Origin of the sequence: Xanthomonas euroxanthea (genome assembly GCF_900476395.1) — a bacterium.
Taxonomy (GTDB): Bacteria; Pseudomonadota; Gammaproteobacteria; order Xanthomonadales; family Xanthomonadaceae; genus Xanthomonas; species Xanthomonas euroxanthea.
The window spans coordinates 151,551-170,330 of sequence record NZ_UIHB01000010.1; the positions used below are offsets into that span (position 1 = coordinate 151,551).

Below are 18,780 nucleotides of genomic sequence, written 5' to 3' on the forward strand. Positions count from 1 at the left end.
CAGGCGATCACCGGCAGCCTGCGCGCAGAACCGCGTGCAGCGTCAGGGCTGTTCCGCTGCATCCGGCGCCGCCGGTGCGGCCACCGAATCCCGCTTGACCAGCAGGTGCGCGACCACATGATCGACCATCTTCGCCGTGCGCTCCTTGGCGCGTATCGTCTTCAACAGGATGTCCAGCGCGGCGTCGGCCATGGCGGCGATGGGCTGCTGCACGGTGGTGAGTTCGGGCCAGACCGCGGTGGCGGCGGAGGTGTCGTCGAAGCCGACCACCGACAGATCGCGTGGCACATCCAGCCCGCGCCGATGCGCGACCGAGATTGCAGCGGCGGCCATATCGTCGTTGCTGGCGAAGATGGCGCTGGGGCGACGCTTGCGCGCCAGCAGCTTTTCGGCGGCGACCAAGCCGGATTTGTAGGTGTAGTCGCCCGGCTGCACCAGATGCCGATCCAGCCGCAGCCCGGCATCGGCCAGCGCCGCCTGAAAGCCTTCGAAGCGACGCGTGCTGGCCGACAGGTTGGGGTGCCCGGCGATATAGCCGATACGCGTGTGGCCCTGCGCGATCAAATGCTCGGTGATTTCCTTGGCGGCGGCGAATTCGTCGATGCGCACGCAGGCCACATCCGGGCTGAAATGGTTGGAGGCGATCGCCACCACCGGCACCTTGGCGCGGACCAGTTCCAAGACCGCGGCCTTGGATTCGCACAGCGGTGGCGGCAGGATCACCCCGGCCACGCCCTTGGCGAGCTTGCGCGCGGCACGGCGTTCGGCGTCTGCATCCAGGTCGTCCCAGCAATCGATCACCAGCTGGATCGGCGTGCGCGAGGCAACCCGCAACACGCCCAGCAGCAGCTCACGCAGGTAGGCGCCGCTGGGGTCGCTGTAGATCAACGCAATGCGCGTGCTCTGCGCGGCGGCCAGGGCACTGGCCGCCAGGTTGGGCGTGTAGCCCAGCTTGTCGACCGCGCGCAGCACGCGTGCGCGGGTGGCATCGCGCACGCTGCCGTTGTTGTTGACCACGCGCGAGACCGTCATCGGCGAGACCTTCGCCAGCGCCGCCACCTCGTCGATGGTGGTCGCGCGGCTGGTGCGGCGGACCGATTTCCTGACCTTCTCCAAGCGTGGCCTCTTCAAGTGGGTGGCGAACCTGCACGATGCACACAAACCGTTGCGATAACGCAAGCGCTCACTGCGTGCACGACGATGCGACGCATGGTACCGGGAAGCAGGCAGAGCGGCGATACGCCGCCGTGTACGTGGATGTCGATGGAGCAAGCTGCATGAGCGCGCATGCAACGGAGCGTTGCATGGCGTATTGCGGTGCCTTGGCACGTCCATGGTTGCTGGCGGTGCTGCTGCTATCCGGCTTGGTGCTGGCCAGTGCCAATGCGCGCGCCGAAGACGGTTACGATTTATGGTTGCGCTACCACCCGCTGGCCAACGCGGCGCAATTACGCGGCAATGCGAGCGAATTGATCGTCGCCGGCGACTCGCCCACGTTGCAGGCCGCACGCGATGAATTGCAGCGTGGGCTGTCGGGCCTGCTTGGTGCTGCGCCGCCGTCGTCTGCCACGGTCACGCGCGATGGTGCGATCGTGCTGGGTGCGGCCGCTGCGCCGCAGATCGCGGCATTGCACCTGCAGACCACCGGCCTGGGCCGCGACGGCTATCTGATCCGCAGTGTCCGCGTGGACGGGCATCGCGCCACCGCCATCGTCGGCGGCAGTGATGTCGGTGCGCTGTACGGGGCATTCCACCTGCTGCGCCTGCTGCAGACCGGCCAGTCGCTGGCCGCGCTGGACCTGCGCGAGTCGCCGCGGCTGCAGCTGCGCCTGCTCAATCACTGGGACAACCTGGACGGGGTGGTCGAGCGTGGCTATGCCGGTGCGTCCCTGTGGAACTGGCAGACCCTGCCCGGGTATCTGGATCCGCGCTACACCGACTATGCGCGCGCCAATGCATCGCTGGGCATCAACGGCAGCGTGCTCAACAACGTCAATGCCAAGGCCTGGAGCCTGACGCCGCAGTACCTGGACAAGGCGGCGGCACTGGCCCGGGTGTTTCGTCCCTATGGCATCCGCGTGTTTCTCAGCGCGCGCTTCAGCGCGCCGATCGAGATCGGTGGCCTGACGACCGCGGACCCGCTGGATCCGCAGGTACAGCGGTGGTGGCGCGACACCGCCGACGCCATCTACGCGCGCATTCCGGATTTTGGCGGTTTTCTGGTCAAGGCCAATTCCGAAGGCCAGCCCGGCCCGCAGGACTACGGACGCAGCCATGCCGATGGCGCCAATCTGCTGGCCGACGCGCTGGCGCCGCATGGCGGGGTGGTGATGTGGCGCGCATTCGTCTATTCGCATGAGCAGCCGGACGATCGCGCAAAGCAGGCCTACAGCGAGTTCCTGCCGCTGGATGGCCGGTTCCGCGACAACGTGATCGTGCAGGTCAAAAATGGTGCCATCGACTTCCAGCCGCGCGAGCCATTCCATCCGCTGTTCGGCGCGATGCGCAAGACGCCGTTGATGCCGGAATTCCAGATCACCAAGGAGTATCTGGGCTTTTCCACCCACCTGGCCTACCTGGGCACGCTGTTTGCCGAAACCCTGCAGGCCGACACCTACGCGCGCGGCAAGGGCTCGACGGTGGCCAGCAGCGTGGATGGCAGTTTGTTCAAGGATGCCGGCCGCACGCGGCTGACCGGTATCGCCGGGGTGGCCAACATCGGGGCGGACCGCAACTGGAGTGGCTCGATCTTCGACCAGGCCAACTGGTACGCCTACGGGCGGCTGGCGTGGAATCCGCAGGTGTCGCCGCAGGCCATCGCGCAGGACTGGGTGCGTATGACGTTCTCCAATGACACTGCTGTGGTGATGCCCGTGGTGGACATGCTGCTGCGCTCGCGCGAGGCGGTGGTGGACTACATGACCCCGCTCGGCCTGCATCACCTGATGGGGCGCGGCCATCACTACGGCCCGGCGCCGTGGGATGCCGGCAGCGAGCGCCGGGACTGGGACCCGGTCTACTACCACCGCGCCGACCGTCACGGCATCGGCTTCGATCGCAGTGCCGGCGGCAGCAATGCGGTGGCGCAATACGCCAAGCCGGTGGCGCGCGTGTTCGGCGATGTGCAGCGCGTGCCGGAGCGTTACCTGCTGTGGTTCCACCATGTGCCCTGGGAGCACCGCATGGCCTCCGGGCGGCCGCTGTGGGACGAGCTGGTGTGGCACTACGACCACGGCGTGGACGAGGTGCGTGCGATGCGCGCGACCTGGCAGGGCCTGGCCGGCAGGATCGATGCACCGCGTTACCAGCAGGTGGCAAGTTTCCTGGCGATTCAGCAGGACGAAGCGCAGTGGTGGCGCGATGCCAGCATCGCCTACTTCCAAAGTGTGTCCGGGCTGCCGTTGCCTGCCGGCACGGCGCCGCCGGCGCATCCGCTGGCGTATTACCAAGCATTGAAATTTCCGTATGCGCCGGGGAATCCGAAATGAGCGCGCGTACGCTGCTGGCCGTCATGGCAGCGCTGCTGCCGCCCCTGGCGCAGGCGGTCGATGCGCCGCTGCTGCATGCGCTGTTTCAGGAGCATGTGGTGCTGCAGCGCGATGCGCCGATCCGGGTGTGGGGCGATGCGGCCCCGGGCGCGCGCGTGCGCGTGCAACTGGATGCGCAGCAGGTGCAGGCGCGCGCAGACCGGCAGGGCCATTGGGAAGCGCGCCTGCCTGCGCACGCCGCCGGCGGCCCGTACACCTTGAGCGCACGCACCGGCACGGGCGTGACGCAGCAGGTCAACGACGTGCTGATCGGCGATGTGTGGCTGTGCTCGGGCCAATCGAATATGGAATTGCCGGTGCATCGCACGCTGGATTCACGCAGCGAGATCGCCGATGCCGACAACCCGCGCATCCGCATGTTCAAGGTGCCGGCGCAGTCCAGCCCGACACCGCAGCGCAGCTTCGGTGGCGCTGCCGCGTGGCAGCTCACCACGCCGGAGACGGTGAAGGAGTTTTCTGCCGCCTGCTATTACTTCGCACGTGAGTTGCAGAAGACCGTCGATGTGCCGATGGGCCTGATCAATGCTTCCTGGGGCGGCTCGCAACTGCAGGCCTGGATCGGCGAGACAGCCTTGCGCGCCGCCGGCGACGATGGCCCGGCACTGGATGTGCTGGCGCGATACGCCGTCGACCCGGTGGATGCGGCGCCGCGTTGGGCCGCGCTTTGGGAAGCCTGGTGGCAGGCGCACGGCCAGGGCGAGCCCTGGCAAGCGGACGCGCCCGGCGCCTGGCAAACCGCACCGGCGGCATTGGGCGCGTGGGACGACTGGGGCGTGCCGCAGCTGGTCGGCTTCAACGGCATGGTCTGGTACCGCACCAGCGTGGAGCTGACGCAGGCGCAGGCCGCGCAGGACGCCAGCCTGCTGCTCGGGCCGGTGGACGAGCTGGACCAGACCTGGGTCAACGGGCGCGGCGTGGGCAGCAGCTACGGCGCCGATCAGCCGCGCCGCTACCGCTTGCCGCGCGGGCGCCTGCACGCCGGGCGCAACAGCATCGTGCTCAATGTGCTCAACACCTATCGGCGTGGCGGGTTGCTGGGCGATGCGCAATCGCGTGCGCTGCAGTTCGCCGATGGCAGCACGCTGCCGCTGGATGCACCCTGGCAGTACCGCATCGTGCCGCCGCAACTGGGCTCGCCACCGCGCGCGCCATGGTCGTCGGCGGCCGGGCTGACCACCTTGTACAACGGCATGATCGCCCCGCTCGGCCAGCTCGGCCTGCGTGGCGTGCTTTGGTACCAGGGCGAATCCAACGCCGGCGATGCCGCGCATTACCCGGCCTTGCTCACCGCATGGCAGCGCGACTGGCGGCAGCGCTTCGGTGCGCAATTGCCGCTGCTGATCGTGCAACTGGCCAACTATGGCGCGCCGCCCACCCAGCCGGTGGAGAGCGGCTGGGCGCAGCTGCGCGAGGCACAGCGCCGCTTCGTCGCCGACGATGCGCACGCGGGCCTGGCGGTGACGATCGACATCGGCGACCGCTACGACATCCACCCGGCCAACAAGCAGGAACTGGGCCGGCGCCTGGCGCGCGCGGCGCGGCAGGTGGCGTATGGGCAGGCGCTTGCGCCCTCCGGCCCGGTACCGCGCAGCGCGCAACGCGCAGGCGACGGCGTGCGCATCGCCTTCGATGCCGTGGACACCACGTTGCTGAGTTATGGCAACGATGCACCGATCGGTTTCGAGGTCTGTGCCGCCGCCCCCGACACCTGTCGTTATGCCGTCGCCACCGTGCACGACCACGCCATCGCTCTGCGCATTCCTCCCGGCCTGGACCCCACGCGCGTGCGCTACTGCTGGGCCGAAAGCCCGGTCTGCACGCTGTACGACCGCAGCGGCCTGCCGGCCGGCCCGTTCGAACTTCCCATCACTGCCGCCACTTCTCCCTGAGCGAGACCACGATGTCACAGACTCCTGACTCCCCTGCTCCGCTGCAAGGCTCGGCCCGCGATCGCGAGATCGTCGAGGCGCGCGTCATCGTCACCTGCCCCGGGCGCAACTTCGTCACCTTGAAGATCCGCACCCGCTCGGGCATCACCGGGCTGGGCGATGCCACGCTCAACGGCCGTGAGCTGGCGGTGGCAGCGTACCTGCAGGAACACCTGGTGCCGAACCTGATCGGCCGCGATGCCGGCCGCATCGAGGACATCTGGCAGTTCTTCTATCGCGGCGCGTACTGGCGGCGCGGCCCGGTGACGATGAGCGCCATCGCCGCGGTGGACGTGGCGCTGTGGGACATTCTGGGCAAGATGGCCGGCCTGCCGTTGTATCAGCTGCTGGGCGGGCGCTCGCGCGAGGGCGCGCTGGTGTACGGCCATGCCAATGGCCGCGACATCGCCGAAACCAGCGATGAGGTGGGCCGCTTTCGCGAGCGGGGTTTCATCGCGATCCGCGCGCAGTGCGGCGTGCCCGGCATCAAGAAGACCTATGGCATTTCCAGCGGCGGCAAGCCGTACGAGCCGGCCGAAAGCGAACTGCCCACCGAAACGGTGTGGTCCACGCCGCGCTACCTGGGCGTGGTGCCGCAGTTGTTCGAGCAGCTGCGCGCCGACCACGGCGATGAGATCGAGTTGCTGCACGATGCCCACCACCGGCTCACCCCGATCGAAGCCGCGCGCCTGGGCCGCGACCTGGAGCCGTACCGGCTGTTCTGGCTGGAAGATGCCACGCCGGCGGAAAACCAGCGCGCGTTCGAGATCATTCGCCAGCACACGGTGACGCCGCTGGCGGTGGGCGAGGTGTTCAACTCGCTCTGGGATTGCAAGCACCTGATCGAGCAGCAGTTGATCGACTACATCCGCACCACCATCGTCCACGCCGGCGGCATCACCCACGTGCGCCGGCTGGCCGACTTCGCCGCGCTGCATCAGGTGCGCACCGGCTTCCACGGCGCCACCGATCTGTCGCCGGTGTGCATGGGCGCGGCCCTGCACTTCGACACCTGGGTGCCCAACTTCGGCATCCAGGAATACATGTTCCATTCCGACGAGGCCAATGCGGTATTCCCGCACGATTACGTGTTCCGCGATGGACGCCTGCATTGCGGCGAAACACCCGGGCATGGCGTGGACATCGACGAAACCCTGGCCGCTAAGTACCCTTACGTGCCCAAGCAGTTGCCGGTGGCGCGGCTGGAAGACGGCGCGATGTGGGACTGGTGATGCGGTCTAGCGCGGTGCGTCCAGGCGCCCCCCATACAACGCCCTTGCGGCAGCCAAGCGGGCCTGTCCGGCATGCGGAGCCGGCGTCGAGCCTGCGGCGTCTGCGCGCCGCCTGCGTTGCTCTGATGCTGGCTCGCCACGTGGTGTTGAGCGCTGTCATCGCAGTGCTCGCGCCCACGACCGTGCAGGCGCAAGCGCAGGCCGATGTCGCTTTCGATTGGTTCGACTATCGTGGCGACGATACGGTGTTCACCAAACCGCTGCCGGCCGGTCATTACCGCAATCCGGTGCTGGCCGGGTTCTATCCGGACCCCAGCGTGACGCGCGTAGGCGAGCGCTATTACCTGGTCAATTCCACGTTTGCGTATTTCCCGGCGATTCCGGTGTTCGAAAGTACCGATCTTGTGCACTGGACGCAGATCGGCAATGTGGTCGAACGCCGCGAGCAGCTCGACTACGACGGGCTGGGCGTGTCGCGCGGCATGTTCGCTGCCAGCATCCGTCATCATGCCGGACGTTTCTATGTCGTAGGTACATCGGTCGATAGCGGCGGCAATTTCATCGCCAGTGCCAGCAATCCCGCAGGTCCATGGTCGCCACTGACGTGGTTGCCGGGCATCGATGGCATCGACCCGTCGCTGTTCTTCGACACCGACGGCAGCGCGTATCTACTCAACAACGGCCCGCCGCAAGGCACGCCGTTGTACGACGGCCATCGCGCGATCTGGATGCAGCGTTTCGACATCGCCAGCAATCAACCGGTCGGCCCACGCAAGGTGTTGCTCAACGGTGGCGTGGAGCTGGCCAGCAAGCCGATCTGGATCGAAGGCCCGCATCTGTATCAACGCGACGGTTGGTATTACCTCTCGTGTGCCGAAGGCGGCACCGGGCCGCAGCATTCGCAGGTGGTGCTGCGCAGCCGCAACGTGTGGGGGCCGTTCGAGGCCTCGCCGCACAACCCGATCCTGACTCAGCGCGACCTTCCGGCCGAGCGCGCGCATCCGATCAGCAATGCCGGGCATGTGGATCTGGTGGACACACCGGACGGGCAATGGTGGGCGGTGTTCCTGGCCAGCCGCCCGTATGCGGGCGAGCGCTACAACACCGGGCGCGAAACCTTCCTGCTGCCGGTGCACTGGCGTGATGGTTGGCCGTCGATCCTGCCGGCCGGCGAGCCGATTCCGTATCACGCACAGAGCCCGCGCGGCGGCAAGACACCGGCCGATCAAGCCCCGTTGTCGGGCAACTTCACCTGGCGCGACGACTTCGCCGGCACCTCATTACAGCGCGAATGGCTTTATTTACGTGTGCCCAAACATGAAGTGGCCAACCTGCGCACGCGCGCCGGTTGGGTGACGCTGCATGCCAATGCACACGGCCTGGACAGCACCGCCACACCCGCCTTCCTCGCACGTCGCCAGCAGCACACGCGCTTTACCGCAAGCACGGCCTTGGCGGTACCCACGCAGGCCGGCATCAGCGCAGGGCTTGCTGCCTTTCAGAATTCCAACGCGTGGTATGCGCTGGGCGTGCGACGCAACGGCGATGCGCTGGACGTCTTCCTCGACAAGCGCGAGGGCGCAACAACCACCACGCTCGCACGCACACGCATCCCCGCAACCGCACAGTTGCGCCTGCAGATCAGCGGCGACGGTGGGGCGTACAGCTTCGCCTTCGATGCCGATGGGCGCGGCTGGCAATCGCTACGCCGCAACGACGATGCAGGCATGCTCAGCACCACACAGGCCGGCGGTTTCGTCGGCAGCATGATCGGGCCGTTTGCCCAGCTGGAACCGCACCGCACCCAGGAGGACTGACCATGCATTCGCACCCCGCCCACCGCGCCACCACCCCGAGTCGCCCACCTGCGCGCGGCTTACTGCTGGCGATGGCGCTTGCCGCCACCGCCACGCAGGCCGCAACGCCGCCGCCATACCTGGATACCCAGCGCCCGTTCGATGTACGCGCGGCCGACCTGGTGGCGCGCATGACGCTGGAGGAAAAGGCCGCGCAGATGCAGAACGCCACCCCGGCGATCCCGCGCCTGCAGGTGCCCGAATACGATTGGTGGAACGAGGCGCTGCACGGCGTGGCGCGTGCCGGCGGCGCCACCGTGTTTCCGCAGGCGATCGGCCTGGCGGCCACCTTCGATACGCCGTTGATGGCCGAGGTGGCCATCGCCATCGGCGACGAGGCACGCGCCAAGCATCACGCGTTCCTGGCACGCGGCGAGCACAAGCGTTACCAGGGGCTCACCTTCTGGTCGCCCAACATCAACATCTTCCGCGACCCGCGCTGGGGTCGCGGGCAGGAAACCTACGGCGAAGACCCGTTCCTGACCGCGCGCATGGGCGTGACCTTCGTGCTGGGCCTGCAGGCCCAGCAGGGCCCGTACCGCAAGCTCGATGCCACTGCCAAGCACTTTGCGGTGCACAGCGGCCCGGAGGCGGACCGCCATCACTTCGACGTGCATCCCAGCGAACGCGATCTGTATGAGACCTACCTGCCCGCCTTCCAGGCCCTGGTGCAGGAAGGCAAGGTCGCCGCGGTGATGGGCGCCTACAACCGCGTCAACGGCGAATCCGCCTCGGCCAGCACGCGGCTGGAAGGCATCCTGCGCCGCGACTGGGGCTTCGATGGCTATATCGTCAGCGACTGCGCCGCCATCCGCGACATCTGGCAGAACCACAAGATCGTGCCCACGCCCGAGGCCGCCTCCGCGCTCGGCGTCAAGCACGGCACAGACCTGGATTGTGGCGACACCTATGCTGCGTTGCCGGCGGCGGTGCGTGCGGGCCTGATCGACGAAGCCAGCATCGACACCGCGCTCAAGCGGCTGATGACCACGCGCATGCGGCTGGGCATGTTCGACCCGCCGGCCAAGGTGCCGTGGGCGCAGATTCCGCCCTCGGCCAATCAATCGCCGCAGCACGATGCACTGGCGCGCCGCATCGCGCGCAAATCGCTGGTGTTGCTGAAGAACGATGGCCTGCTGCCGCTCAAACCCACGCTCAAGCGCATCGCCGTGATCGGGCCCACCGCCGACGACCCGATGTCGCTGCTGGGCAATTACTACGGCACCCCGGCTGCGCCGGTCACCATCCTGCAGGGCATCCGCGAGGCCGCGCCGCAGGCGCAGGTGGTCTACGCACGCGGCAGCGACCTGGTGGAAGGACGCGAAGACCCCAACGCCGCCGCACCGATCGACACGCGCTATCTGCGCCCGTCGCCAGATGCCAAACAGAACGGCCTCACCGGCGAGTACTTCCGTGGACGTGCGTTGGCCGGCCAGCCGGTGCTGACCCGCATCGACCCGCGCATCGCCTTCCGCTGGGACCGCAATGCACCTACCGATGATGCAGTGGGCCGCGGTGAACTGCAGGCCGAGCGTGCGCTGGCCAAGGACGACTTCAGCGTCCGTTGGCATGGCCAGCTGCTGCCGCCGGTGTCGGGCAGCTACGAGCTGCAGATCGCCGCCGACGATGGCGTGCGTCTGTATCTGGACGGCAAGCTGCTGATCGATCAATGGAGCGACGCGCCGCGCATGCGCGGCGGCAATGCCAGCGTCGCACTGGAAGGCGGCAAGGCCTACGACCTGCGTGTGGAGTATTACGAGGCCACCCGCGATGCCGGCGTGCGCCTGGCCTGGCGCATGCCCGGCGCCAAGCCGCCGCTGCAGGAGGCGGTGGACGCCGCACGCAATGCCGAGGTGGTGGTGTTCGTGGGCGGGCTCACCGGCGATGTCGAAGGCGAGGAGATGGACGTCAACTATCCCGGCTTTGCCGGCGGCGACCGCACCGACACTCGCCTGCCCAAACCACAGCGCGAGTTGCTGCAGGCGCTGCAGGCCACCGGCACGCCGGTGGTGGCGGTGCTGACCACCGGCTCGGCACTGGCCATCGACTGGGCGCAGCAGCATGTGCCCGCCATCCTGCTGGCCTGGTACCCCGGCCAACGCGGCGGCAGCGCGGTGGGCGATGTGCTGTTCGGCCAGGCCAGCCCCGGCGGCCGTTTGCCGATCACCTTCTACCGCGAAGACGAGCGCCTGCCCGCCTTCGACGATTACGCCATGCGCGGCCGCACCTATCGCTACTTTGCCGGCAAGCCGCTGTACCCGTTCGGCCATGGGCTGGCGTACACGCAGTTCGCCTATTCGGATCTGCAGCTGGATCGCAACACCGTGGCCGCCGATGGCTCACTCACGGCCACGGTCATGCTGAAGAACACCGGCCAACGCGCCGGCGATGAAGTGGTGCAGCTCTACCTGCATCCGCTCACGCCGCAACGCGAACGCGCCAACAAGGAACTGCACGGCTTCCAGCGCATCACCCTGCAGCCGGGCGAACAACGCCAGCTGCGCTTCACCATCAAGGCACAAGACGCCCTGCGCATCTACGACGAGCAGCGCAAGGCCTACGCGGTGGACCCAGGCGCCTACGAGGTGCAGATCGGCGCCTCCAGCGCCGATATCCGCAGCAGGCAACGCTTCACCGTCACCGACAAGTAGCGCCCTTCGAAGCCCCTCGCTCTGCGGACGTGGGCAAAGAAACCCTCCGGCCGCGATTGCCCTAAGCCCCTCTCCCCTCGGCAGAGGGGTTGGGGTGAGGGTACGGCGCAGGCGACTCCACCACACATCCCTAATACGCAGACACCACGATGCAAGCCCCACGTCTTTCGCTCGACACCCTTGCCACCCTGCCGCCAGTAGTTTTAACGCCCGCTTATGGCACAGCTGCAACCACCATCGGCATCGTCCATCTAGGCGCAGGCGCCTTCCACCGCGCCCACCAAGCCGTCTACATCGATGACCTGCTCGCAGACGATCCCAGCTGGGCCATCTGCGCCGTCTCCCTGCACAGCCCAAGCGTGCGCGACGCGCTGCGCCCACAGGACGGCCTGTACACCCTCGCCCTGCTCGACGAGCACCCGCAACTGCGCATCATCGGCGCCATCCGCGAGGTGCTGTGCGCCGCTGACGAACAGGCCGCCGTGCTCGCGCGCCTGGCCGATCCCGCCGTGCGGCTGGTCACCCTCACCATCACCGAAAAAGGCTACTGCCTGGCTGGCGACACGCTCGACCTTACGCACCCCGACATCGCGCACGACATCGCCCACCCCGGCACACCGCGCAGCGCCATCGGCTATCTCGTCGCCGGCCTGCACCAGCGCAGGCAGCAGGGTATTGCGCCGTTCACCGTGCTCAGCTGCGACAACCTGCCCGACAACGGCAGCCTGCTGCGCCGCGCGGTGTTGCGGCTCGCCCAGCAACACGATCCAGCGCTTGCGGCGTGGATCGACCAGCACGCCACTTTCCCACGGTCGATGGTCGACAGCATCACCCCCGCCAGCGACGACGCGCTGCGCGCGCAAGTACAAGCGCAAACCGGCCTGCGCGACGCCTGGCCGATCCAACGCGAGCGCTACAGCCAGTGGGTGATCGAAGACCGCTTCTGCAACGGCCGCCCCGCGTTCGAGCGGGCGAGCGTGATCCTCAGCGACGACATCGCCGGCTATGCACGCGCCAAGCTGCGCCTGCTCAACGGTCCGCACTCCGCACTTGCTTATCTCGGCAGCCTGCTCGAATTGGAAACCGTCGCCGATGCCATGCGCCACCGGCCACTGGCCGCCTTCGTCGAAACCCTGATGCGCGAAGACATCGCCCCCACTCTACAACCCATGCAAGGCTTCGATGCGCAGCAGTACGTCGACGCCATCCTGGCCCGCTTCGGCAACCCCGCCATCCGCCACCTGCTCGCCCAGATCGCCTGGGACGGCTCGCAGAAGATCCCGGTACGCCTGCTCGGCGTCATCGGCGATGCACTGGCTGCTGGGCGGCGGATCGACCGGCTCTGCATTCCGGTAGCGGCCTGGCTGCAGTTCGTGTGCAGGCAGGCTGGTCATGGAGCGGCCCTGGTCGACCCGCTGAGCGAAGAGCTAAGCGACATCGGCCGCTCGGCCACCGGCGATGCCGCCCATGACATCGCGGCATTCCTCACCGTGGATGCGGTATTCGCGTCGCTTTCCGGCGATGTGCGTTTTGTGAAGGCGCTAGAACATTCATACGCAGCGCTGTCTCCCGGCAGTCCGGCACACGTGCAAAATGCCCTAATGGAATAGGGCTGAAATTCCTCATTTCAGAAGCCAATCCGGCCCGGGGAATAAGTTTTTTGGCAGGCCTGACTTTGTCCTGCGCATGACGTTGCTACTCCAGCTCGATAAAACGAGCTGATCCATAAGCCGGACAAAATTCGCTGTAACTGCGTCACCCGTTGCCTTTGCTGTGGTAGAAATTGCCAAATTGGGGAAAGGAGCAACGTGGATGGATTTCATTGATCAACTGCGCGTACTTGCGACGCGCATTAGTACAACGCGGGCACTGATTCAGACGGAGGAAGCCACCAAGAATGCGATGGTGATGCCGCTAATCCAGATTCTGGGATACAACGTCTTCGATCCACTCGAAGTCACGCCAGAAATTGTGGCCGATGTGGGAACCAAGAAAGGCGAGAAGGTTGATTACGCGATACTTCGCGATGGCAAACCGATCATTCTTTTCGAATGCAAGAAGGCAGGCGCTGAGCTGAGCATCAACCATGCCAGTCAACTTTTTCGCTACTTCCACGTCACTGCTGCCCGGTTCGGGGTTCTCACCAACGGCTTGGTCTATCGGTTCTTTACCGATCTTGAGCAACCCAACAAGATGGATGAGAAACCGTTCTTCGAGTTCAACGTCTTGGACTTCAAGGAACGCGACGTCGAAGAATTGAAGAAGTTTGCCAAGACGGCGTTCGATCTGGATACGATCCTGACGACTGCCAATGAGTTGAAGTACACGCGCGCCATCCAAACCAAACTGACGGAGTGGATGCATCAACCGACCGAAGAGTTCGTCAAACTGGTTTCAGCAGACCTTGTCGGAGCTCGGCGTTTTACGCCGGCGATCCGCGATCAGTTCACATCGATCACGCGTCGCGCCTTCGATCAGCTGGTTAGCGAGCGGATCAATGAACGGCTTAAAGGCGCCATGGCTCCTGAGGCAATCTCCATCAGCGATCACGCTGGGAGTGTCATTGCAGAGCAACCGGCCGTCGCGACACCGCCATTGCTGGCTGATCCTTTGATCGTCACCACTCCGGAAGAAATCGAAGGGTTTCACATCGTTCGGGCCATTGTGCGCGAAGTGATTCCTGGCAAGCGGGTCTTCATGCGGGATGCCCAAAGCTACTGCGCAGTGCTACTCGACGACAACAACAGAAAACCGATCTGCAGGCTGCGCTTCAACAATCTTCAACGGCTTCGACTTGGTGTCTTCAATCAGGAAAAGGAAGAAGAACAACTCGACCTCGGCTCGATCGACGACATCTACAGCTTTGCAGACAAGATCAAGGCCACTGTCGCATCCTACCTGCCTCAGGAAGCTTGATCAGGGGTTCGTGGAGGCTGGTTGATGCAGCCAATCAACCAGCTTCACTCCTGCTTACCCGAGTTAATCAGGCTGGCCGGTGGACGGAAGGTTCAGCCTCCGATCACCTGCCCAATCCTGAGCAGGTTGCCATTCTCGTCGACAAGCGCAAATTCCCGCATTCCCCAGGGCTTGTCGCCGACAGGATCGAGCCGGGGGATGCCGTGCAGCGGAAGCTCCGCCGCACGCATGGCAGCGTAGACCGCATCGACATCGCAAACCCGGATGTAGCACCCCGCATAGCAGGCAGCAGGATCCAGGTCCGGGTGCGCGAAGAAATGCAGTTCCACCTCGCCACGGGTCAGGATCGCGTAGCCTGCATCGTGCGGATGCGCATCGCCGACAAAGCCAAGCCGCCGGTAGAAGGCGACGGTGCGCTCGATGGAGCGAGCCGGTAGCAGCGGAATCGTACGGTCTGGCACCTGGGCACTGGAAGTCATCGCTTTCTCGTAGTGGGAGAACGAAGTCGCCGTTGGACGCAACGATACGCCATATCCGACAGATCGGTTGAGCGCCGTGCCGTCCTGTCTTGACTCGCTCCAATGGCGAGTCGCAAGATCTCCTTGCTGCGGCACATTCCGCAGCCGGGTTTAGCAGCCTGTAATCACAAGGCGCACCAGCGCCCATTGCACGATGTCGGCGCTTTTCTTTTGCCCGACGTGTCGCGCGGGCAGGCGTGCTCGCTTTACGGCGGGCGGTGCGCGGAGACCGCAAGGTCTGCCGGTTCCTTGTGACCGGTCTGCTAACCGCGCATCGTTCGCCACCCTTGTTTAGCAGCGAGGTGGCGGACTTCCTATCACACAAGGAGTTCGATATGACCCGCCCCAAAGCGACTGCCCATGCACGCTCTGCATCGCCATCCAAGCGCTCTGCTGTCGCACGTACCGGATCAAGGCAAAGTTCGGTGTCCGCCGTGACCGACATGGAGTCGGCGGCAGATCCATCGCCAGCGCCCACCCCACCGTTGCGCAAGCCCGGCTTCCGTATTCCCGAGCGGGTCACCATGAGCTGCCAGCACTACGACGTGCGGCGGGCCGAGGATGTCGTCGGCTGCGCGGTGCCCAAGCTGCGGCTGTCCGGACGTTGGCTGGAGCACTGCGGTTTCGCGGTTGGCGATGCGCTGCAGGTCACGGTGGGACGCGGCGTGCTGTTGATCAGCCGCATGGCACCCGCGCTGGCTGCGGTGAAACCACGCCGAAAGTGACCCGTATGGGCCAAGGGCCCTGATGCGGCGCTTGTGGCACCTGCTCCCTTGCACGGGGGCAGGTGTGCTTGTTGCCCTCGTCCGGATTGGAACAGGAAGCCTGCCCGATCCTGCTTGCGTTGGAGACAGAAGGCTGCCTGTGCCGTCTGCACGCGAGAGCAACATGTCTGTTCTGATACGGGGCAGCGAAGCAAGGCCGCGTTGCGCGTGGGCCGCCAGCGGCACGGAGCGTGTTGCCTGCACCGGCATCTGCAGGGCACCGCGCGACATGACATGCTTGGCCTCATCCACGCCCCACCCACCTCCGGTTAGGCTCACGCGCCGCATGACCATGCGCAAGAAACACGAATTGCCTGAGAAACCCTGCATGCACTGCGGGCGGCCGTTTCGCTGGCGCAAGAAGTGGGAGCGCGTGTGGGACCAGGTGAAGTACTGCTCCGACCGCTGCCGTGGCGAAAGCAAGCGGACGCGTCCGCCTCCGTGACCTGCACGATGTGCGCATTGCCGATCACCACTACGCGCGCCCACCAGCGCCAGACCGTCACACACGGGCGCACTCGCGTAGTGTGGGTGCGCGCTGTGCAGTAACGAACCTCGGCACCGGTTCGATGTCCGCATCGCCACTGGCGCTGGTCGTGGTCGCGGCGATTGGCAAAAACGCGGTGGAAAAGGCCCGGTTGGGTGGGCTACCGTATTCCCGCACCTATGGAGTTTCCCGCATGAAAATGGCTGTCTTCAGCACGCGCCCTTACGACAAGCGCTTTCTCGACGAAGCAAAACTGCGCCTGGGCGTGGAATGTGCAGCCGAGTTCGTTTACTTCGAGGCAACGCTGGATCTGCAGACTGCCGCACTGGCGCAGGGGTGCCAGGTGGTGTGCGTGTTCGTCAACGACCAGCTCGATGCGGCCGTGCTGCAGGCGCTACACGCCAGCGGTGTGCGCGCGGTGCTGCTGCGCTGCGCAGGTTTCAACAATGTGGACCTTGCCGCGGCCACCGCACTTGGCCTGTTCGTGGCACGCGTGCCGGCCTACTCGCCCGAAGCGGTGGCCGAGCACACGCTGGCGCTGGTCATGACGCTCAACCGGCAGACGCACCGCGCCTACAACCGCGTGCGCGAGGGCAACTTCATGCTCAACGGCCTGCTCGGCCGCACCTTGCATGGCAAGACGGTGGGCCTGGTCGGGCTGGGCAAGATCGGGCTGGCGACTGCACGTATTTTCAACGGGATGGGCTGCGAGGTGCTGGGCTTTGACCCCTATCCCACACCCGGCTTCGCTGCAATCGGGCAGCGGGTGGAACTGGAGACGCTGCTTGCACGTGCAGACATCGTCTCGCTGCACTGCCCGCTGACACCGGCCACGCAGCACCTGATCGACGATGCGGCGCTGGCGTCGATGAAGCCGGGGGCGATGCTGGTCAACACCTCGCGCGGTGGATTGGTGGATACCGATGCGGTGATCCGCGCGCTCAAGTCCCGCCAGCTCGGCCATCTGGCCATCGATGTCTACGAGCAGGAAAGCGCCTTGTTCTTTCAGGACCGCTCGGGCGAGATCATCGACGACGAGGCGTTCCAGCGCCTGATGACCTTCCCCAATGTCCTGGTCACCGGGCACCAGGGATTCTTCACCGCCGAGGCGCTGCAGGAGATCTCCGAAATCACCCTGCGCAACCTCGCTGATTTCGCTGCGGGCTCCCCGTGCGCCAATCTTGTTCCGACACCGTAAGCGTCACCTTTCCCGTTCACCACCCGCGCAGGTCCAACCATGTGGCAACAACTCTACGACCCGCTCGGTAACGCCAACCTCTCGGCCTTGCTGGCGGCCTTGCCGGTGCTGTTCTTTTTGCTGGCGCTGACGCTGCTGCGGCTCAAGGGGCTGACCGCCGCGTCGCTGGCGGTGCTGGTCTCGGTGGCGGTGTCGTCGCTGGTGTTCGGCATGCCGATGGCCAGCATCGTGGGCGCCGCGCTGTTGGGCATTGCCAACGGCATCTTCCCGATCGGCTTTATCGTGCTGATGGCGGTGTGGCTGTACAAGCTGGCAATCCGCAGCGGCAAGTTCGAGGTGATCCGCGGCAGCATTGCCACGGTGTCCGAAGACCAGCGCATCCAGGTGTTGCTGATCGCGTTCTGCTTCGGCGGATTTCTGGAAGGCGCTGCGGGGTTTGGCGTGCCGATCGCCATCTGCGCGGCGTTGCTGGTGGAGCTGGGCTTCCGTCCGCTCAAGGCGGCAATGCTGTGCCTGCTGGCCAATGGCGCGGCGGGTGCCTACGGGGCGATCGGCATCCCGGTGCTGGTGGGCGCGCAGCAGGGCGGCGTGCGCCTGGACGAGATGTCGCTGATGCTGATCGCGCTGGTGCAGGTCTGCGCACTGCTCGTGCCGGCGGGGCTGGTGGCGATGCTCGATGGCTGGCGTGGCGTGCGCGAGACCTGGCCGGTGCTGCTGTTTGTCGGCGTGGTGTTCAGCGGCGTGCAGACGGTGACATTGTCCCTGCTGGGTCCGGAACTGGTGGACATTGTCGGCCCGCTGGCCGGCATGGGCGGGCTGGCCCTGTTCATGCGGTTCTGGCGGCCCAGGCGCATCTACCGCGAAGCACAGGCGCCGCCGTGCTCCACCCAGCGCTGGACGCTTGCCCAGGTGCTGAGTGCGTGGTCGCCGTTCTACATCCTGACCGGCGCGATCCTGGTATGGAGCCTGCCTGCGTTCAAGGCACTGTTTGCCGCGGACGGCGCGCTTGCCGCCACGGTCTTGCATCTGCCCATCGGCCTGCTCGATCAACGCGTGCAGGAAGTGCCGCCACTGGTGGCCAGCGTGCGTACCCTGCCTGCGGTGTGGAATGTCGGTTGGCTCAACGCTTCCGGCACGGCGATCCTGATCGCCGCGGTGCTCACGGTGCTGCTGTCGCCGCGTCTGACCCTGCGCTCGGCGACCGGCGAATTGGCCCAATCAGCGAGGGAGATGTGGAGACCGCTGGCCACCGTGTCGCTGGTGATGGCGGTGGCCTATGTCACCAACTATTCCGGCGCATCGTCGAGCATCGGTCTGGCACTGGCGCAGGCCGGTGGCGTGTTTCCGCTGCTGTCGCCGGTCATCGGCTGGATGGGGGTGTTCATCACCGGCTCGGTGGTCAACAGCAATACGCTGTTTGCGCATCTGCAGGCGGTGACGGCGGCACAGATCGGCGTGCCGGCCGCATTGCTGGTGGCGGCCAATACCGCCGGCGGCGTGATGGCCAAGCTGGTCTCGCCGCAGTCGATCGCCATTGCCGCCGCTGCGGTCAAGCTGGTGGGGCAGGAGTCGGCAATTATGCGGACCACCCTGGCCGCCAGCCTGGGATTGCTGGCGTATGTCTGTCTTTGCACGTGGCTGCTGTCGATGCTGCTGCACTGATGCCGGTGGCGGCGTGCGGG

General features: G+C 66.0%; 13 protein-coding genes. 11 read left to right on the plus strand and 2 right to left on the minus strand.

The window, feature by feature from the left end; translation table 11 throughout:
* Nucleotides 1-42 precede the first annotated feature (42 nt).
* Nucleotides 43-1,116, minus strand: coding sequence for a LacI family DNA-binding transcriptional regulator (locus CPBF1521_RS20670; protein ID WP_161960193.1), 1,074 nt, complete (start codon nucleotides 1,114-1,116; stop codon nucleotides 43-45).
* A 161-nt stretch (nucleotides 1,117-1,277) separates the two neighbouring features.
* Between CPBF1521_RS20670 and CPBF1521_RS20675 the strand changes: the two genes are divergently transcribed.
* From CPBF1521_RS20675 to CPBF1521_RS20705, 7 genes are all read left to right on the plus strand, one after another.
* Nucleotides 1,278-3,488, plus strand: a complete 2,211-nt coding sequence (locus CPBF1521_RS20675; RefSeq protein ID WP_115678131.1) for an alpha-glucuronidase family glycosyl hydrolase — start codon at nucleotides 1,278-1,280, stop codon at nucleotides 3,486-3,488.
* Complete coding sequence (locus CPBF1521_RS20680) at nucleotides 3,485-5,437, plus strand: sialate O-acetylesterase (RefSeq protein ID WP_115678132.1); 1,953 nt, start codon at nucleotides 3,485-3,487, stop codon at nucleotides 5,435-5,437. Before CPBF1521_RS20675 ends, CPBF1521_RS20680 begins: the two co-directional genes overlap by 4 nt.
* An 11-nt stretch (nucleotides 5,438-5,448) precedes the next feature.
* On the plus strand, nucleotides 5,449-6,708 hold the full coding sequence (gene manD, locus CPBF1521_RS20685; protein ID WP_115678133.1) for a D-mannonate dehydratase ManD: 1,260 nt from the start codon (nucleotides 5,449-5,451) through the stop codon (nucleotides 6,706-6,708).
* 125 nt (nucleotides 6,709-6,833) lie between these two features.
* Nucleotides 6,834-8,525: a glycoside hydrolase family 43 protein gene (locus CPBF1521_RS20690; RefSeq protein WP_115678134.1), complete on the plus strand. Its 1,692-nt coding sequence runs from the start codon at nucleotides 6,834-6,836 to the stop codon at nucleotides 8,523-8,525.
* A 71-nt stretch (nucleotides 8,526-8,596) separates the two neighbouring features.
* Nucleotides 8,597-11,215: a glycoside hydrolase family 3 protein gene (locus tag CPBF1521_RS20695; RefSeq protein WP_181901336.1), complete on the plus strand. Its 2,619-nt coding sequence runs from the start codon at nucleotides 8,597-8,599 to the stop codon at nucleotides 11,213-11,215.
* A 149-nt stretch (nucleotides 11,216-11,364) separates the two neighbouring features.
* Nucleotides 11,365-12,825, plus strand: a complete 1,461-nt coding sequence (locus tag CPBF1521_RS20700) for a mannitol dehydrogenase family protein (RefSeq protein ID WP_115678136.1) — start codon at nucleotides 11,365-11,367, stop codon at nucleotides 12,823-12,825.
* 202 nt (nucleotides 12,826-13,027) lie between these two features.
* Nucleotides 13,028-14,131, plus strand: a complete 1,104-nt coding sequence (locus CPBF1521_RS20705; RefSeq protein ID WP_104649851.1) for a type I restriction endonuclease — start codon at nucleotides 13,028-13,030, stop codon at nucleotides 14,129-14,131.
* Nucleotides 14,132-14,223: 92 nt separating this feature from the next.
* Here the strand turns inward: CPBF1521_RS20705 and CPBF1521_RS20710 are convergent, their stop codons facing one another.
* Nucleotides 14,224-14,610, minus strand: coding sequence for a bleomycin resistance protein (locus CPBF1521_RS20710; protein ID WP_115678137.1), 387 nt, complete (start codon nucleotides 14,608-14,610; stop codon nucleotides 14,224-14,226).
* 464 nt (nucleotides 14,611-15,074) lie between these two features.
* On the opposite strand from CPBF1521_RS20710, the gene CPBF1521_RS20715 reads away from it, so the two are divergent.
* From CPBF1521_RS20715 to CPBF1521_RS20730, 4 genes are all read left to right on the plus strand, one after another.
* Complete coding sequence (locus CPBF1521_RS20715) at nucleotides 15,075-15,374, plus strand: SymE family type I addiction module toxin (protein ID WP_232099136.1); 300 nt, start codon at nucleotides 15,075-15,077, stop codon at nucleotides 15,372-15,374.
* A gap of 325 nt (nucleotides 15,375-15,699) precedes the next feature.
* The gene (locus CPBF1521_RS20720; RefSeq protein WP_115678139.1) at nucleotides 15,700-15,858 is read left to right on the plus strand and encodes a DUF2256 domain-containing protein; all 159 of its coding nucleotides are present in this window, start codon (nucleotides 15,700-15,702) and stop codon (nucleotides 15,856-15,858) included.
* Nucleotides 15,859-16,093: 235 nt separating this feature from the next.
* Nucleotides 16,094-17,098, plus strand: a complete 1,005-nt coding sequence (locus CPBF1521_RS20725; RefSeq protein WP_115678140.1) for a 2-hydroxyacid dehydrogenase — start codon at nucleotides 16,094-16,096, stop codon at nucleotides 17,096-17,098.
* 39 nt (nucleotides 17,099-17,137) lie between these two features.
* Nucleotides 17,138-18,760, plus strand: coding sequence for an L-lactate permease (locus CPBF1521_RS20730; RefSeq protein WP_115678141.1), 1,623 nt, complete (start codon nucleotides 17,138-17,140; stop codon nucleotides 18,758-18,760).
* Nucleotides 18,761-18,780 lie beyond the last annotated feature (20 nt).

Bases quoted from the DNA above. Each gene is read 5' to 3' on its own strand.
- CPBF1521_RS20675 (WP_115678131.1), top strand. From the start codon at position 1,278: ATGAGCGCGCATGCAACGGAGCGTTGCATGGCGTATTGCGGTGCCTTG.
- CPBF1521_RS20680 (WP_115678132.1), top strand. From the start codon at position 3,485: ATGAGCGCGCGTACGCTGCTGGCCGTCATGGCAGCGCTGCTGCCGCCC.
- manD (WP_115678133.1), top strand. From the start codon at position 5,449: ATGTCACAGACTCCTGACTCCCCTGCTCCGCTGCAAGGCTCGGCCCGC.
- CPBF1521_RS20690 (WP_115678134.1), top strand. From the start codon at position 6,834: ATGCTGGCTCGCCACGTGGTGTTGAGCGCTGTCATCGCAGTGCTCGCG.
- CPBF1521_RS20695 (WP_181901336.1), top strand. From the start codon at position 8,597: ATGGCGCTTGCCGCCACCGCCACGCAGGCCGCAACGCCGCCGCCATAC.
- CPBF1521_RS20700 (WP_115678136.1), top strand. From the start codon at position 11,365: ATGCAAGCCCCACGTCTTTCGCTCGACACCCTTGCCACCCTGCCGCCA.
- CPBF1521_RS20705 (WP_104649851.1), top strand. From the start codon at position 13,028: ATGGATTTCATTGATCAACTGCGCGTACTTGCGACGCGCATTAGTACA.
- CPBF1521_RS20710 (WP_115678137.1), bottom strand. From the start codon at position 14,610: ATGACTTCCAGTGCCCAGGTGCCAGACCGTACGATTCCGCTGCTACCG.
- CPBF1521_RS20720 (WP_115678139.1), top strand. From the start codon at position 15,700: ATGACCATGCGCAAGAAACACGAATTGCCTGAGAAACCCTGCATGCAC.
- CPBF1521_RS20725 (WP_115678140.1), top strand. From the start codon at position 16,094: ATGAAAATGGCTGTCTTCAGCACGCGCCCTTACGACAAGCGCTTTCTC.
- CPBF1521_RS20730 (WP_115678141.1), top strand. From the start codon at position 17,138: ATGTGGCAACAACTCTACGACCCGCTCGGTAACGCCAACCTCTCGGCC.